The sequence below is a fragment of the Microbacterium sp. SL62 genome, assembly GCF_026672635.1.
Taxonomy (GTDB): domain Bacteria; phylum Actinomycetota; class Actinomycetes; order Actinomycetales; family Microbacteriaceae; genus Microbacterium; species Microbacterium testaceum_A.
On sequence record NZ_JAPPRM010000001.1, the window covers coordinates 390,368 to 406,012 of the forward strand.

Below are 15,645 nucleotides of genomic sequence, written 5' to 3' on the forward strand. Positions count from 1 at the left end.
CCAATATATGTCGCTTAGAGGCCCCGCAAGCGACAAATATTGGCACCTCACGCGGATCACGCGGGTTCCTGATCAACGGGAATGCGGCGACGGGGAGCGCGGGCGGCGCGCACCATCGACACAGCCACCGTCGAAGGAGACGCCATGACCACCACCGTCCGCACCCGCGTCGCCATCATCGGCGCCGGCCCCGCGGGGCTCCTGCTCTCGCACCTGCTCGATGAGGCCGGCATCGCCTCGGTCGTCATCGACCAGCGCTCGCGCGACGAGATCGAGAGCACGATCCGAGCCGGAATCCTCGAGCAGGGCACCGTCGAACTGCTCGACACCCTCGGCGAGCACTCGCGCGCCCGCACCGTGGGCCACCGACACGACGGCATCGAGCTGCGCTTCGAGGGAGAGGGCCACCGCATCGACTTCGCGGCATCCGTCGGCCGTGCCGTGTGGCTGTACCCGCAGCACGAGGTGCTGAAAGACCTGATCGCCGCGCGCCTCGCGGCCGGTCAAGACCTGCGCTTCGGCGTCACCGCCGAGGGCATCGCGGATGCCGAGACCTCGACCCCTCGCGTGATCGCGCGCGACGCCGACGGGCGGCCGTTCGAGATCGAGGCGGAGTTCGTCGTGGGCTCCGACGGGTCGCGCAGCGTCGCCCGGGCCACCGTGTCGGGATCGCGCCAGGGCGGCTACTTCCGCGAGTACCCGTTCGCGTGGTTCGGCATCCTGTGCGAGGCCCCGCCGAGCGCCGACGAGCTCATCTACAGCAACTCCCCCGAGGGCTTCGCGCTGGTCAGCCAGCGCTCCGACACCGTGCAGCGCATGTATTTCCAGTGCGACCCCGACACCGACACCGCGGCGTACAGCGAGGAGCAGCTGTGGAACGAACTGCAGAAGCGCGTGCCCGGAACGACGCTGAGGCAGGGCCCGATCTTCCAGCGCGACGTGCTGCGGTTCCGCAGCTTCGTCGCGCACGAACTGCGCCGCGGGCGCGTCGCCCTCGTCGGAGACGCCGCGCACACCGTGCCGCCCACGGGCGCGAAGGGCATGAACCTCGCGATCGCCGACGTACGTCTGCTGGCCGACGCCCTGCGGCGCCTGCTGCTCGAGGGCGACGAGCGCGGCCTCGACGCGTACCCCGAGAAGGCCCTGCGCCGCATCTGGAAGGCGCAGCACTTCTCGTGGTGGATGACCAGCCTGCTGCACGTGGCTCCGGATGCCACCGACTTCGACCGCCGACGCCAGGTCGGCGAACTGCGCACCGTCGTGGAGTCGGCGCATGGCCGCGCCTCCCTCGCCGAGGCCTACTGCGGCTGGCCGTTCACCGACTGACGAGCGCGGCGCCCGAGCCGAAGCCCGAGCGCCGCACCGAGAACCCGCGGGCTCAGTCCTTCTTGTCGCGCGGCTTCGGGAAGGGGCTCGGCACCACCGGCACCGTGCCCGTGTACCCCTCGCGCTCGGCCGCCAGCTCCGCGATGCGCTTGCGGCACGCGAACCACCCGATCGTGATGGCGATGCTCGCGATGACGGCCACGAGCAGGGTCGCGGGCGAGTCGATGAACACCAGCACGAGCACGATGGCGAGGAACAGCAGCGTCGCGTAGCCCGTGTACGGCGCCCAGAACAGTCGGAAGGCCGGGCGCACCAGCTCGCCGCGGTCGGTGAGGCGCTTGAACTTCATCTGGCAGAGCATGATGGTCGCCCACGTGACCAGGATGCCGACGGCGGCGACGTTCAGCACGGTCTCGAACGCGTCGCTCGGGGCCACGAAGTTGATCACGACACCGAAGAGGGCCACGAACGCGGTGATCGCGATGCCGCCGTAGGGCACGCCCGCCTTGTTCATGCGCGCGGCGAACTTCGGCGCCGAGCCCGCGACCGCCATCGAGCGCAGGATGCGGCCGGTGGAGTACAGCCCCGCGTTCAGCGACGACAGCGCGGCGGTCAGCACGACGAGGTTCATGATCACGTCGACGCCGGGAACGCCGATGGAGGCGAAGAAGGTCACGAAGGGGCTCTCGTCCTTCGAGTACGCGGTGAAGGGCAGCAGGAGCGACAGCAGCAGCACCGAGCCGACGTAGAAGACCGCGACGCGGAAGATCACCGAGTTGATCGCGCGGGGCATGACCTTCTCGGGGTTCTTGGTCTCGCCGGCGGCGGTGCCGACCAGTTCGATCGAGGCGTACGCGAACACCACGCCCTGCATGAGGATGATGGCGGGCAGGATGCCGTTGGGGAAGAACCCGCCGTTGTCGGCGATCAGCGAGAACCCGGTGGGCGCACCCGTGGGGGTGCCGAACACGACGAAGTAGATGCCGACGAGTAGGAACGCCACGAGGGCGGCGACCTTGATGAGCGCGAACCAGAACTCCAGCTCGCCGAACACCTTCACCGAGACGAGGTTGACGGCGAGGACCGTCACGAGGGCGGCGAGCGCCCACACCCACTGCGGGACGGCGCCGATCCACGGCACGTACTTGCCGAAGAAGTTCATGTAGAGCGCGGCGGCGGTGATGTCGACCATGGTCGTCGTGGCCCAGTTGATCCAGTAGAACCAGCCCGAGACAAACGCCGCCTTCTCGCCGAAGAACTCCCGCGCGTACGACACGAACGACCCCGACGTGGGGCGGTGCAGCACGAGCTCGCCGAGCGCGCGCAGGATGAAGAACGCGAACAACCCGCACACGGCGTAGGAGAGCACGATCGCGGGGCCGGCCTGCGCGAGGCGTCCGCCGGCGCCGAGGAACAGGCCCGTTCCGATCGCACCGCCGATCGCGATCATCTGCACCTGACGCGACGTCAGGCGCTTGTGGTACCCGTCGTCCTCGAGCTGCACGGTCGAGGTGGTGCGGGGCGGCTCTGCGGCGTCGCTCGAGCGGGGGGAGGAGTCGGTCACGTACCCATCGTGCGAATTGCGCAGCGTCTGTCCAGCAAGCGCGCCGCAGTGTCGGCATCCCGGACCGGATGCCGTGCCCCGGCGGGAGCGCTCAGAGCCACTGCTTGCGCTTGAACGCGAACCACAGTCCGATCGAAGTGGCGGCCATCAGGGCGAGGGCCATGGGGTACCCGAAGGTCCAATCGAGCTCGGGCATGTTCTTGAAGTTCATGCCGTAGATGCCGCCCACGAGGGACGGCGCGAACAGGATGGCCGCCCACCCCGAGATCTTCTTGACCTCTTCGTTCTGCTTCAGCGAGGTCTCGGTCTGTCGCTGCGTCACCAGCGTCGCGTTGACGGTGAGGGCGTTGTCGAGGATCGCCCGGAGCGCCGTGAGCTTCTCGCACTGTCGCAGGACGTGATCGAGCACGTCGCGCAGCGAGCGCTGCAGCTCGAGGTCGACGCCGTACTTGTCGGCCCCGCGCAGCAGGGCTTCGAGCATGTCGCGCAGGGGTTCGGTCGCCCGCTGGAAGTGGATGACCTCGCGCGCGAGCTCGTAGATGCGCTGCGTGAGATCCGCGCCGCCCTCGCCGAACAGCTGGTCCTCGATCTCGTCGACGTCGTTCTGCAGGCCGCGGGCCACGGGGTCGTACTGGTCGACGACCTCGTCGAGGATCGCGTAGAGCACCGCCTCGGGACCGCGCGCGAGCAGGTCGGGGTTCTTCTCGAGTCTCCGCCGCACTTGCGAGAGGTCGGGAACCTCGGCGTGACGCACGGTCACGACGTAGTCGGGGCCGATGAAGACGTGGAGCTCGCCGAACTCCACCGTCTCGGTCTCGTCGATGTAGCGCGCGGGTCGGAGTACCGCGAAGAGGTTGCCCCCGTAGCGCTCGAGCTTCGCGCGCTGGTGGCCGGCGAGAGCGTCCTCGACCGCGAGCGGGTGCAGCGAGAACTCGGCGGCGACGCGCTCGAGCTCCTCGGGCGAGGGCCGCAACAGGCCGATCCACGCCATACCGCCGTGGGCCTCCATGTACTCGAAGGTCTGGTCGAGGCTGGCCGGGTTCTCGATGCGGTGACCGTCGACGTACACGGCGCTGTCGATGATGGGCATGAGTCCATTGTACCCCGGATGCCTATGCGCCCGGGCCCCGTCGCGCCGACCCTCACGAAGTCCTTACGGGGTCACTTCTTCGGGTCGTTGCCCCAGTTCATGAGCGAGTACCGCCAGTCGGTGTCGGTGATGTCGCCCTTGGGCTTCTGTGCGCTGTGCCGTTTGACGTAGCCGACGACCTTGCGCATGTGCGCGTAGTCGTCGTCGGTGAGGTCGGCCTTCTTCTTCTCGAGGATGCGCACGATGTGCCGCCCGCTCTCGTGCCCGGTCGACTCCCCGCCGTCCTTCTTCTGGCCGACGGACTTCGACTCGTCGGTGTCGAGCCACTTCTTCAGCTCGCTCGCGGTCATGTTGACCGCCTCGTCGAAATCCCTCTTCGTCTGATCGTCGTCGCTCATCCGGTCATCCTCGCCACCGCCCGGGTGCGCGAGAGACCCCTTGCGGAGTCGCCGGGGTCATGGCATCCGCTCAGCCAATCGGCTCGCTGAGGGGTTCTTCGGCGTCCGGTCCCGGATGCCGTGCCCCGGCGCTGCGGCGGGCGGCGGCGAGCACGGCGCCGATGCTGGCCGTGATCACCAGGGCGATTCCGACGAGCTCGAGCCACGACAGGTGCTGACCGAGCAGCAGGAACCCGGCGATCGAGGCGGTGGCCGGACCGAGGCTCATCAGGATCGCGAAGGCCGACGCCGCCAGACGGCGGAGGGCGATGAGTTCCAGGGCGTAGGGGATGGTCGATGACAGCAGAGCGACAGCGGCGCCGAGGGCCAGGATGTCGGGGCGCAACAGGGCCGATCCGGCCTGGGCGATGCCGAACGGCAGGGCGATGACGGCCCCCACGGCCATCGCGAGCGCGAGGCCGTCGAGTCGCGGGAACTCCCGACCCACCCGCGCAGAGGCGAGGATGTACAGGGCCCAGCTCACCGCCGCGCCCAAGGCGAAGAGCACGCCGAGGGCGTCGAGGCGGTCCCATCCTCCGGCTCCGAGGGCGACGACGCCGCCCAGCGCGAGTCCGGCCCACACCCAGCGGGCGACACCCGTCGCGGTGAGGATCGACAGCGTGAGGGGCCCGAGCACCTCGATGGTCACGGTCACGCCCAGCGGCAGCCGCTCCAGTGCGAGGTAGAACAGTCCGTTCATGGATGCCAGCACCACGCCGAACCCGACCACGGAGCGCCACGCGGAGCCCGTGTGTCCGCGCAGACGCGGCCGGGCGATGATGAGCAGCAGGACGGCCGAGAAGAGCAGCCGCAGCATGACGATGCCGAGCGGCCCGGTCTCGGGGAACAGCATCACGGCGAACGACGCGCCGACCTCCTGGCACGCCAGTCCGACGAGCACGAGCGAGGCCGCCGACCCCTGCCCGCCGCGCGCGGTCATCGCGAGGTCATCCCGCGGGAGGAGCGCAGATCGCGTTGCCGGCGATGTTGTCGCGCATCTGCTCGGCGGTCCACGGCAGCCCCGCCTGCGGAGCCGTCTGCCCCTGAGCGGCCGGAGCCTTCGACGCGATCGCCGCGAGCTCCCAGGCCAACCAGGCGCCGGTGGTCTTGTTGCCGCCGGAGTTGTTCAGCACGACCGCGATGGACATCCCCGTCGTCGGGTCGGCGAAGGCGCCGACCAGGTACCCCGGGGCCGATCCGTACTGGCCGATGAGCGACCCTGCCTGGAAGGCGCCGCCCGCGGCGGTGAACCACGTGGGCTGATCGCCGCCGACGGGCACGGGGGCGGCGAATCGGTCGTTCCCGGCCGGCAGGAGCGCACCCGTGGCGAGCGCCTGCGCGTACCGCCCCAGATCGGCGATATTCGTCACGGCTCCCGCCGCGGCGCCGCCGTAGCTCGAGGACATGTCGGTGTAGTCGCCCGGGTCGGTGCAGTTCCAGGCGCCCTCGGCGTTCTGCTGAGACCAGTAGCCCGAGAGGGAGGCCGCTGCCGGATCGGCCGGGGCGGGGTCGGGGAGTCCGGTCGCGCCGAGGCCCAGGGGCTCGGTGACGCGCTCGGCGATGAGCTGGGAGAGCGGCTCGTTGGCGATGCGCTCGGCGGCGAGACCCGCGAGCACGTAGTCGGTCGCCGAGTCGGAGAAGGCCACACCGGGGGCGTTGGTCCGGGGGCTCGCGATGCCGTAGGTCATGAGCTCGCGCGGGTTCCACACGCGCTCGGGGTTCTTCGCCACCTGGCCGTCGAGCACCGAGGTGTAGGACGCGAGGCCCGAGGTGCCGTCGCAGAGTTGACGGAGTGTGATGTCCTCGTACCCGGGGAGGTTGCTGACCCAGTTGGTGACGGGATCGCTCAGCGACGCCTTGCCGTCTGCGGCCAGGCGGTAGAGCACATCGCACGTCATCGCGGCGGTGACATCGCCCGCGCGGAATCCGAGGTCCGCGGTGACCTCTGCGCCGCCGGGTCCCTGGGTTCCCATGCCCGACACCCATGTGCCGCTCCACGGCGCCCAGACGCCCACGATCGCGCCGGTGGAGCCCGTCGCGGTCATGGCCGCGGTCACGGCGTTCTGCAGTTCGGTCACCGTCGCCTCGGGCAGCGGCGCGTCGACCTGCGCGGGGACGTTGACCGACACCGAGCCTTCCGGCGCGCAGCCGCTCAGGATGACGGCGAGCACGCTCGCGCCCGCGATCGCGATGGCCGCGGAACGACGCCATGCCCGCATGTGAAACCCCCAGCACTTCCGCGCGCGACGAAGCGCCCGCTCCGAAGATTCAAACACACGGCACCTGAACGAAAGGGCCGCTTGCGCTCCCGTTACCGTCACGTCTGCATCACGACGCGGCTGACGCCGAGCAAGCTCGGAGGGAAATAGGGGTTAGGGGAACCTAACTCTGTGCGTAAGATGGCCGCATGAACGCCGTCGTCCCGTTCTCGACAGCTCTGCGCGAGCGTTCCAGCGACGCGCACTCGCCCAGCGAGTGCGACGGTTTCATGACCGACCTGCTCACGGGCGCCGGCACGCGCGACGACTACATCGCCCTCATCGCCCAGCACTGGTTCATCTACGCGGCCCTCGAAGAGGCGGCCGCCCGCATGCGGACCGATCCCGTGGCATCCGTGTTCCTCCAGGGCCGACTCTCGCGTCTTCCCGCTCTCGAGGCCGACCTGGCCTTCTTGATCGGTGCCGACTGGCGCGAGCGCATCGCCCCTCTTCCCACGACGCAGGCCTACGTGTCGCGTATCCGCCGCGTGGCCGCCACCTGGCCCGGCGGTTTCGTCGCCCACCACTACACCCGCCTGCTCGGCGATCTGTCGGGCGGTCCGTCGATCGGCCGCCTGATGCGGCGCCGGTTCGGTTTCGAGACCAACGGCATCGGCTTCCTGCTGTTCGGCGACATCGCCGATCCCAAGGCGTTCAAGACCGTCTATCGCGAACAGCTCGACGCCGCGCCGTGGGACGACCGCGAGAAGGAGCGGGTGATCGCCGAGGTGCTCGTCGCGTACCGGTTCACCACCGAGCTGTTCGCCGACCTCACCCGCGCGAAGGCCCACCAGGTCGCGTGAGGCTCACGCCTTCGCGGCGTCCTGCCGCGCGAGCCACGCCTGCTTCATGAAGCGTCGGACGTCCTCGTCGACCCGGATGTCACTCGGCTTGAGCGGCCGCGTGAGGTAGAGGCCGTCGAGCGAGGTCAGGCGGCTGAGGGCGACGTAGGTCTGCCCCGGGGCGAAGGCCCCCGCCCCGAGGTCGACGACCGCCCGGTCGTAGGTCTTGCCCTGAGACTTGTGGATCGTCACGGCCCACGCCAGGCGCAACGGGAACTGCGTGAACTCCGCGACGATCTCGCGCGAGAGGTTCTTGGTCCCCGGGTCGTACGCGTAGCGGTACCTCTCCCACACGGCCGGCTCGACATCGTGCGGGATACCGTCGACCTCGACGCGCACGCTGTCGCCCGCGATGCGGGTCACGGTGCCGATCGTGCCGTTGACCCAGCGCGGAGCCTCGCCGAACTGCGCGCCGTCGTTGCGCAGGAACATCACCTGCGCACCGACCTTGAGCGTCAGCTCCATCTCGGCCGGGTAGTTCGCTTCGCCGCGCCCGAAGTCGCCCGAGATCTCGGCGTTCGCGGTCTGCGTGCGGCCGATGAGCTCGTCGAGGTGCTTGCGGTTGATCGTGTTGACGCGGTCGTTCCGGGTCGCGAGCGTGATGATCGGGTGCTCGCCATCGGCCGGGTGCGGGGGCGTGCGCGCACCCGCGGTGTTCAGCACCCCGGCCATCTCGGCGGTGACCCGGCCGTACCGCACGGCGTTCAGCAGATGCTTGAACCCGGGATCGGATTGCCGGTGGATCTCGACGAGCTCGTTCACGTGCAGGTCGGCCCCGTGGCGGCCGATGTCGATGAGACCGTCGCTGGCGGCCTCGCCCGACCACACCTTCGCGTCGAAGAACCAGAACGAGCGGTAGTGGTCGCGGATGTAGCGCGCCTCGTCGCCCCGCGGCGGCACGGGCGCCAGCTGGTACGGGTCGCCGAACATGACGATCTGGGTGCCGCCGAACGGCTCCGACCGTCGACCGCGAGCCTGGCGGAGCGAGCGGTCGATGGCATCCATCAGGTCGGCGTTGACCATCGAGATCTCGTCGATCACCAGGGTGTCGATGGCGTTCAGGATCTTGCGCGTGGCGTCGTTCTGGTCGATGTCGCCGTTCGCGATGAGCCCGATCGGCAGGCGGAACAGCGAGTGGATCGTCTGTCCCTCGACGTTGAGCGCGGCCACCCCCGTGGGTGCGCAGACCGCGATCTGCTTCTTGGTGTTCCACGCCAGGTGCTGCAGGAGGGTCGACTTGCCCGTGCCCGCGCGCCCGGTGACGAAGACGTGCTCGCGGGTGTCCTCGATCAGCCGGAACAGCGCCTGCTGCTCGGCGGAAAGGGGCGGCGTGGTCACCGGCCCATGCTAGTTCGCGCAGGTCGCCTCGGACGGCGAGCTGGGGATGGGCCCGCCCATCGGCTCGGTGTGGACGAGCAGCCACCGCGCCTCCCCCGACAGCACGTCGGCGACGTGGCTGCGGAAGCGCGGGCACTCGGTGATGTCGTGCGAGCGGCAGCGCAGGGCGTGCTCGGTCATGGCGCGGGCCTGGGCGATGTCGGCCGCACGTCGGTCCAACTCCGCGACGTGCTCCTCGAGCACGCGATGCCGGTCGGGGGCTCCGTCGTCGAGCAGCACCCGGACCTGGTCGAGCGAGAGCCCCGCGGCCTTGTTCCGCAAAATCACCGCGATGCGCACGCTGTCGCCCTCGGCGTAGCGGCGTCGGCCCGCGGCATCCCGAGCCGGATCCAGGAGTCCCGCGTCCTCCCAGTGCCGCAGGACATGCGTCTCGAGCCCGAACCGCGCCGCCGCCTCGCCGATCGACTCGCCGTCCTTCACCGCGCTTGACTTCATGTCGACATGAAGTCACAGGATGGACGAGAACGCAAACGGAAGGAGCTCATCGTGTACGACGCGATCATCATCGGAGGCGGCCCCGCGGGCCTGCAGGCGGGCCTCACCCTCGGGCGCATGCACCGCCGGACCCTGCTGCTCGACTCGGGCGACTACCGCAACGGCACCGTGCGCCACGCGCACAACCTGCTGACGAACGACGGGCGCGACCCCGCCGAGCTCCGCCGCCTCGGCCGGGAGGAGATCGCCGCCTACCCCGACGTCGAGATCCGGGATGCCGCCGTCTCGGCCGTCGCCCGAGAGACCGACGCCGTGACCGTCACGGTGGGCGACGAGATCCTCCGCGCCCACGCCGTCATCCTCGCCACGGGGGTCGCCGACCGGCTGCCCGATATCCCCGGCCTCGCCGCGCAGTGGGGCGACCGCGTCGCCAACTGCCCGTTCTGCCACGGTCACGAGTTCGCGGGCCGACCGGTGGCGATCGTCAACGGCAGTGCCCACGCCGCAGCCCTCGGACGCATGCTCGAGCCCGTGGCATCCGAGGTCCATCTCGTCGACCCCGTCGAGGTCGTGCGCGTCGCCGGGACGACCGACGGTCTCGCGCTCGAGCGCACCGACGGCTCGGCGCTCGAGGTCGCCGGGGCGTTCGTCGCCCCGACGTGGAGCTCACGGGCCGGCTTCGTCGAGGGGCTCGGCGTGGAGCTGCAGGAGTCGGGGGCCGTGCGCACCGATCCCTTCGGGCGCACGAGCATCGAGAACGTCTACGCGGTGGGCGACCTGGCGCACCCCGATCACCTGCCGGGACCCCTGTTCTCGCTCGCCGCAGCCATCGCCGGCGGGCAGCTGGCGGCGGTCGCGATCGTGCAATCGCTCGTCATGGACTGACGCGCGCGGCGCCTCCACAGGAGCTTTTCCTACACTGGAGGCGTGGACACCGCAGGCGGGGGCCCCGCGACGCCCGAAGGCGTTCGCGGCGCGCGCGCACGCCCCGCGGCTACGATCACCGGGATCGTCCTGGTCGGCGTGCTGCTGATCGCCGCGCTCGGGGCGGGAGCCGCCTCGCTGTACCGCGAGTTCTACAGCCCCCGCGCCTTCGTCCAGCACTACCTCGAGCTCCTGCAGGAGCGCCGCACGGCGGAGGCTCTCGCGGTTCCGGGCGTGGCCGTCGACTCCGCCGAGCTGCAGTCGGCGGGCCTGCCGGCCACGGCATCCGAGGCGTTGCTGCGCCCCGATGCCCTGACGTCCTTGACGGATGCCGAGATCACCGGCGAGAGCGCCGACGGCGACGAGACGCAGGTCACGGTCTCGTACACCGCGGGCGGGTACGCCGGAAAGACGACCTTCTCGGTGCAGCACGACACGAACGAGGGCCTGCTCCCCCGGTGGCGGTTCGCCCGCAGCCCGCTGTCGGTGATGAAGCTCACGGTCGAGGGATCGATGCGGTTCGCTGTGAACGGGTTCGAGGTCGACAAGCGACAGGTCTCGGTCGACGGGGCCGACGTCGATCCCACGGCCGCTGTCCCGCTCCTGGTGTTCTCGCCGGGGCTCTACTCGGTCGACGTCGACACGGCGATCTCGGCGACCCCCGGTGTCGCCGTGCTCGCCGACGCGCCGCTGGCCGGCATCCCGGTCGACGTGCAGGCGCAGCCGACCGACGAGTTCATCTCGGTCGTGCAGTCGCGCGTCGAGGACTTCTTGACCACGTGCGCCCAGCAGAAGGTGCTGCAACCCACCGGCTGCCCCTTCGGTTTCACGGTGCGCAACCGCATCGACGACGCGCCCACCTGGTCGATCGTGCAGCAACCCGAGGTGACCGTGGTCCCCGACGGCGCCGGGTGGCGCATCCCCTCGGCGAAGGCCGTCGCGCATATCGTCGTCGACATCCGCTCGATCTTCGACGGCAGCGTCCGCACGGTTGATGAAGACGTCGCGTTCCGCGTCGACGGCGAGATCACGGTGCTGCCGGACGGCACCGCCTCGATCCTCGTCGGCGGGTCGTCCGACTGAGTCCCGCCTAGGTGCCGCGGGATGCGACCCGGGCGTCGCGCTCGGCGAGGCGAGCGAGCTCCTCGTTGTACGCGTCGAGCTCGAGATCGCCGACGCGGTCGACGTGACGGTCGCGGCGGCGCTGCTGACGCTCGTCGCTCCGGCTCCACTGGATGGCCACCGCGATCGCCAGGATGAGCGTGGGGATCTCGCCGACCGACCACGCCACACCGCCGCCGACGTACTGGTCTTGAAGAGGTGTCGCCCCCCAGGTCCTGCCCATCGCGCCGAACCACTCAGCGACCATCAGACCCGAGTTCATCATGATGGCGATGCCGAAGAAGGCGTGCATCGCCATGATCGCGATGAGCACGAGCAGGCGCATGGGGTAGGGCAGGCGGTACGGAACGGGATCGATGCCGATGAGGCTCAGCACGAAGAGGTAACCCGTCACCAGGAAGTGCGCGACCATCCAGATGTGCCCGACGTGGTCGTACAGCGACCAGCGGAACAGGTCGGTGTAGTAGAACGCCCAGAGCGAGCCGATGAACAGGCCCGCCGCCACGTAGGGGTTGGTCAGCACCTTCGCGACCGGGTTGTGCACCGCCCAGAGGATCCACTCGCGGCCGCCGCGCGTCCCGTCGGTGCGCTTGCGGATGGCGCGCGCCGCGAGCGAGACCGGGGCCCCCGCCACGAGCATGAGCGGGATCGCCATCGACAGCAGCATGTGGCCGATCATGTGCATGCTGAACAGGTAGTCCTGGTACACGTTGATCGGACCGGACGTGACCCAGAACACGCTCAGCATGCCGAGGACCCACAGCACCGTCCGGTAGATCGGCCACGAGTCGCCGCGGCGGAGCAGACGCCAGACGCCGGCGAGGTAGAAGAAGATCCCGAACGCGACCACGAGGGTCCAGAGCAGATCCACGTCCCACGCGGTGAACCAGCGCTCGATGGTCAGATCGGGAGGCAGCGGCGCGCCGGTCAGCACCTCGGCCGGGGTCTGTCCCACCAGCGGGGGCTGCACCGGCGGGGGCGTGCGCGCGAGGGCTGCGGCGACACCGCTGGCGATGCCCATGAACGCCAGCTCGAGGGTGATGACGCCCCAGAAGCGGCGGGAGCCGGGCTCGTCGGCCATGCCCGAGATCAGTCGACGGCGGTACCAGGCGCCCAGGACGCCCATGGCGATCAGCGCGCCCACCTTGACGAGCACGAGGACGCCGTAGGCCGACCAGAGGTTCTGGAGGCCCAGGAGGCCGATCGAGGCGCGGACGGTTCCCGAGATCGCGACGACGATGAAGGCGACGAGGGCGATCGACGAGTAGCGCAGGAGCGCGGTCTGCAGGTGCCCGCGCGACATCGCGGGGCGGACGACCACCAGCAGGATCAGTCCGCCGAGCCACACGGCCGCGGCCATGATGTGCAGGACGAGCGAGGTCACGGCCGCGTTGTGGCTGGCCTCTTCGCCCGCGTGCCCCTGCGTGCCCATGGGGATGAGCGAGGCGAGGGCGAGGATCGCGACGACGAGCGTGGGGATCCACGAGCGGACGGCGAAGGTGAGCACGGTCAGCACGGCGCCGGCGATGGTGGTGATCAGCCACGCCTGCCCGATCGAGCTCTCGACGAGGAAGCGGCCGAGCTGCTGCCCGAACACCGCGTCGAGCGTCGGCTTCGCGTTGAGGACGTTGAGGAAGGTCAGGTACCCCGTGGTGGCCGCCGAGACGGTGAACACGGCGGCGCCGATGGATGCCGTGTCCAGGGCGATCTCGAAGGGTCGCTCCCCCGCCGTCAGGGCGAACAGCGCCAGGACCAGCGAACCGACCATCGTGGCGGCGGCGAGGTTGACGACGACGGTGGCGATCGGCAAACCCCACCGGACAACCGGGCCGGGGTCGGCGAGCTGCGTGGGAGCCGCTCCGCCTCCGTACGCGAGCCCCACCGCGACGGCGATCAGCGAGACCACGACCAGGATGACGGGTCCCGCGACGCGGAGCAGGCGGGGATTCACCCCCTCAGCCTACGTCGCGAGAGAACGACAGAGGGGGGATGCCGTGTGGCATCCCCCCTCTGTCGTTCGACGTCGTCTTACTTGACGGCGGCCTTCAGCTTGGAGCCCGCGGTCACCTTGACGCGCTTGCCGGCGGGGATCGAGATCTCCTCGCCCGTCTGGGGGTTGCGGCCCGTGCGAGCCGACGTCGCGACCTGCTCGAAGGCGATCCAACCGGGGATCGAAACCTTGCTGCCCTTGGCGACCGCCTCGGAGACGGTGGAGAAGAGGGAGTCGAGCACGCCCGACACGGCGGACTGGCTCTGCCCGGTCGCGCTGGCGATGCTCGCGACGAGCTCGGTCTTGGTGATGGACTTGTCAGCCATGTGGTTGTCCTCCAGGCGACGACGTAGGTCGCCTCTCGTTACGCGGACGAGGGGGGAATCCTCCTCGGTGGTCGGGAGACCGCCTCGACAGTATCAACCGAACCGCGGAATTACGGGGATTCTGACGGATTTCGACCCATTCTCGACCGGCGTGTCGTGCGACCCATGGGACGCATGAGGCGGATGGGTCGGGTGAGCCCGCCCGCGGCACCGCGCAGCCCCGGGCCCGGAGTGAGAGTCCGCGCTCGTCCGTGCGTGCCCCGTCGCTGGCCGTCCGCGACGCCGCGACACGCTGTCACGCGTTGTTGACAGCATGCCCCGCTCACGCGGTCGGCGAGACCCACCCGAAGTACATTCGGCCGGATTGCGCTCCGCGCGCACTCCACCCGCTGGGCAGCGACGAAGGGGGAGAGATGCCAGGTTCACCCGCCTCGATGGAGGCACGCGCCGTACTCCGCGCGGCCGCCACGACGACGGCCCTGCGATTGCTGCCCGGTCACGGAGTCCCCGCACCCCGCCACCTCGCACTGCTCTCGGAGGCGGAGCTTCCCGAGCCGCCCGCGGTCTGGACCGACTCCACGGCTCTGCCGCTGGCAGCCCTCCTGGCCGCCCGTGCCCGCCGCGACGCCCTCACCGAGGGCACCGCCGCCCTCTCCCGCTACTTCGACGAGGTCCGCCTGCGGCGACCGGCCATGCTGTCGTCCGGCGCGCGGTCCCAGTTGTACGCCTCCGCCGGCGAGTACGGCACCGCCATCGGCTGGCCGCAGGTGGGCGCACGCTTCGGAGTCGAGGCTCTCCTGTTCGCCGACACCGACGCGACCAGGTACCGGGCGCTGTCGGTGAGCGCCCTGGGACACGCACTGAACGGCGAATACCTCGCGGCCGAAAGCGCCCGAGCCGAGGCCGCCGAGCTGTTCACGGCTCGGGAATGGGCTGCCGCCGACATCTCCTCCCTGCTTCAGCTCGCCGAGGCTCTCATCGCCGCCGCCGATCTGAACGTCTCGCGACTGCGGGGTGTGGCGGGGATGATGCGATGCGCGCATCCGGACGACCCCTACGCGGGGTACGCGGCGCGCGTCGTCGAGGTGATGGCGATGGTACTGGACCGTGACCTGGGCACCGGCCGCGCCGAATGTCAACGACTCCTGCACGGCAGCCGCCGACTCAGCAGCCAACGCATGGTCCGGCATCTCCTCGTCTGCATGCTCGCCGACATCCTCGTCGCGCAGGGCGAGCACCGGGAGGCGTTGACCACGCTGGATCCCTTCGAGTCCCCCGAGGGTCACGGCTCCTGTTTCGCGATGCAACGGACCGGCGCGTTGCTCGGTCTGGGCCGCGAGCGCGAGCTGCTGCTCGAGACCGACGCCTGCGTCGCACCCGGATCGAACCATTGCCTGCGCACCCTGACCCCCGCCCTGGTGAGACGGGCGCTGGCGCAGAACCGGCTGGGTTACACCCGGCGTGCACGCCAGAGCATGCAGGCGGCCCTGCATCTGATCGTGCGCACCGGCTCCTCGGCGACGCCGTTCCTCGCTCTGCCGCACGACGAGACCCGGGCGCTGATGGACGCCGTGGCCGACGATGACACCGTGCTCGCCGCGGCCCTCCCGCACCTGCAGGCGACACTCGCGCGCGTCGCCACGTCCGGCTGCGACGCCCACTCGCCGGTCGCGGCGGCTCGTCTCACCCCGACCGAGAGGGCGACGGCCGACCTGTTGCGGCAGTCGCTGAGCCTCGTCGAGATCGCCCGCGAGCGCGGCGTCTCGCTCAACACGGTCAAGAGCCAGGTGCGCTCGATCTACCAGAAACTGGGCGTGCGCGGTCGGACCGACGCCGTCGAGATGCTCGCCGCCCTCGACAAATGAGCGTCGTGCAGCGCCGCGCTCCGGACCCTGATGGAGCCGCCGCCGATCGACGCCGTCAACGACGAGAG

Annotated in this window: 14 protein-coding genes; 5 read left to right on the forward strand and 9 right to left on the reverse strand. The window is 70.1% G+C overall.

All coding sequences use genetic code 11. The features are described from left to right. Positions 1 to 144 precede the first annotated feature (144 nt). The gene (locus tag OVA26_RS01760) at positions 145 to 1,326 is read left to right on the forward strand and encodes a 4-hydroxybenzoate 3-monooxygenase (protein WP_268102713.1); all 1,182 of its coding nucleotides are present in this window, start codon (positions 145 to 147) and stop codon (positions 1,324 to 1,326) included. A gap of 52 nt (positions 1,327 to 1,378) precedes the next feature. Here OVA26_RS01760 and OVA26_RS01765 read toward each other — a convergent pair whose 3' ends face one another. From OVA26_RS01765 to OVA26_RS01785, 5 genes are all read right to left on the reverse strand, one after another. After that, on the reverse strand, positions 1,379 to 2,830 hold the full coding sequence (locus OVA26_RS01765) for an amino acid permease (protein WP_056228097.1): 1,452 nt from the start codon (positions 2,828 to 2,830) through the stop codon (positions 1,379 to 1,381). A gap of 151 nt (positions 2,831 to 2,981) precedes the next feature. Further along, on the reverse strand, positions 2,982 to 3,980 hold the full coding sequence (gene corA, locus OVA26_RS01770; RefSeq protein ID WP_268102715.1) for a magnesium/cobalt transporter CorA: 999 nt from the start codon (positions 3,978 to 3,980) through the stop codon (positions 2,982 to 2,984). Between the two features lie 71 nt (positions 3,981 to 4,051). Further along, positions 4,052 to 4,378 (reverse strand): DUF3140 domain-containing protein, encoded by a 327-nt coding sequence (locus OVA26_RS01775; protein WP_268102716.1) that lies wholly within the window; start codon positions 4,376 to 4,378, stop codon positions 4,052 to 4,054. 70 nt (positions 4,379 to 4,448) lie between these two features. Then, positions 4,449 to 5,357, reverse strand: a complete 909-nt coding sequence (locus tag OVA26_RS01780) for an EamA family transporter (RefSeq protein ID WP_268102718.1) — start codon at positions 5,355 to 5,357, stop codon at positions 4,449 to 4,451. A gap of 7 nt (positions 5,358 to 5,364) precedes the next feature. Next, positions 5,365 to 6,636 carry a serine hydrolase domain-containing protein gene (locus tag OVA26_RS01785; RefSeq protein ID WP_268102720.1) on the reverse strand — a complete coding sequence of 424 codons (1,272 nt, stop codon included), beginning with the start codon at positions 6,634 to 6,636 and terminating at the stop codon, positions 5,365 to 5,367. Between the two features lie 188 nt (positions 6,637 to 6,824). On the opposite strand from OVA26_RS01785, the gene OVA26_RS01790 reads away from it, so the two are divergent. Beyond that, positions 6,825 to 7,478, forward strand: a complete 654-nt coding sequence (locus OVA26_RS01790) for a biliverdin-producing heme oxygenase (RefSeq protein WP_268102722.1) — start codon at positions 6,825 to 6,827, stop codon at positions 7,476 to 7,478. A 3-nt stretch (positions 7,479 to 7,481) separates the two neighbouring features. Here the strand turns inward: OVA26_RS01790 and OVA26_RS01795 are convergent, their stop codons facing one another. Together OVA26_RS01795 and OVA26_RS01800 are read right to left on the reverse strand one after the other, a co-directional pair. Further along, positions 7,482 to 8,855 (reverse strand): ATP-dependent DNA helicase, encoded by a 1,374-nt coding sequence (locus OVA26_RS01795; RefSeq protein ID WP_268102724.1) that lies wholly within the window; start codon positions 8,853 to 8,855, stop codon positions 7,482 to 7,484. 9 nt (positions 8,856 to 8,864) lie between these two features. Then, the gene (locus tag OVA26_RS01800) at positions 8,865 to 9,350 is read right to left on the reverse strand and encodes a helix-turn-helix domain-containing protein (RefSeq protein ID WP_268102725.1); all 486 of its coding nucleotides are present in this window, start codon (positions 9,348 to 9,350) and stop codon (positions 8,865 to 8,867) included. Positions 9,351 to 9,401: 51 nt separating this feature from the next. Between OVA26_RS01800 and OVA26_RS01805 the strand changes: the two genes are divergently transcribed. Together OVA26_RS01805 and OVA26_RS01810 are read left to right on the forward strand one after the other, a co-directional pair. Then, positions 9,402 to 10,235 carry an NAD(P)/FAD-dependent oxidoreductase gene (locus OVA26_RS01805; RefSeq protein WP_268102726.1) on the forward strand — a complete coding sequence of 278 codons (834 nt, stop codon included), beginning with the start codon at positions 9,402 to 9,404 and terminating at the stop codon, positions 10,233 to 10,235. Positions 10,236 to 10,277: 42 nt separating this feature from the next. Continuing rightward, the gene (locus OVA26_RS01810; protein ID WP_268102728.1) at positions 10,278 to 11,357 is read left to right on the forward strand and encodes a hypothetical protein; all 1,080 of its coding nucleotides are present in this window, start codon (positions 10,278 to 10,280) and stop codon (positions 11,355 to 11,357) included. 7 nt (positions 11,358 to 11,364) lie between these two features. Here OVA26_RS01810 and OVA26_RS01815 read toward each other — a convergent pair whose 3' ends face one another. Together OVA26_RS01815 and OVA26_RS01820 are read right to left on the reverse strand one after the other, a co-directional pair. After that, a complete protein-coding gene (locus OVA26_RS01815; protein ID WP_268102730.1) occupies positions 11,365 to 13,347 on the reverse strand; it encodes a cytochrome c oxidase assembly protein in 1,983 nt (660 codons plus the stop codon). 77 nt (positions 13,348 to 13,424) lie between these two features. Next, the gene (locus OVA26_RS01820; RefSeq protein ID WP_013584778.1) at positions 13,425 to 13,712 is read right to left on the reverse strand and encodes an HU family DNA-binding protein; all 288 of its coding nucleotides are present in this window, start codon (positions 13,710 to 13,712) and stop codon (positions 13,425 to 13,427) included. Between the two features lie 413 nt (positions 13,713 to 14,125). On the opposite strand from OVA26_RS01820, the gene OVA26_RS01825 reads away from it, so the two are divergent. Beyond that, complete coding sequence (locus tag OVA26_RS01825; RefSeq protein WP_268102731.1) at positions 14,126 to 15,577, forward strand: helix-turn-helix domain-containing protein; 1,452 nt, start codon at positions 14,126 to 14,128, stop codon at positions 15,575 to 15,577. Positions 15,578 to 15,645 lie beyond the last annotated feature (68 nt).

What these genes read in the sequence shown, in the direction of transcription:
- OVA26_RS01800 (WP_268102725.1), bottom strand. Translation starts at nt 9,350, where the DNA reads ATGAAGTCAAGCGCGGTGAAGGACGGCGAGTCGATCGGCGAGGCGGCG.
- OVA26_RS01790 (WP_268102722.1), top strand. Translation starts at nt 6,825, where the DNA reads ATGAACGCCGTCGTCCCGTTCTCGACAGCTCTGCGCGAGCGTTCCAGC.
- OVA26_RS01825 (WP_268102731.1), top strand. Translation starts at nt 14,126, where the DNA reads ATGCCAGGTTCACCCGCCTCGATGGAGGCACGCGCCGTACTCCGCGCG.
- OVA26_RS01780 (WP_268102718.1), bottom strand. Translation starts at nt 5,357, where the DNA reads ATGACCGCGCGCGGCGGGCAGGGGTCGGCGGCCTCGCTCGTGCTCGTC.
- corA (WP_268102715.1), bottom strand. Translation starts at nt 3,980, where the DNA reads ATGCCCATCATCGACAGCGCCGTGTACGTCGACGGTCACCGCATCGAG.
- OVA26_RS01785 (WP_268102720.1), bottom strand. Translation starts at nt 6,636, where the DNA reads ATGCGGGCATGGCGTCGTTCCGCGGCCATCGCGATCGCGGGCGCGAGC.
- OVA26_RS01760 (WP_268102713.1), top strand. Translation starts at nt 145, where the DNA reads ATGACCACCACCGTCCGCACCCGCGTCGCCATCATCGGCGCCGGCCCC.
- OVA26_RS01775 (WP_268102716.1), bottom strand. Translation starts at nt 4,378, where the DNA reads ATGAGCGACGACGATCAGACGAAGAGGGATTTCGACGAGGCGGTCAAC.
- OVA26_RS01820 (WP_013584778.1), bottom strand. Translation starts at nt 13,712, where the DNA reads ATGGCTGACAAGTCCATCACCAAGACCGAGCTCGTCGCGAGCATCGCC.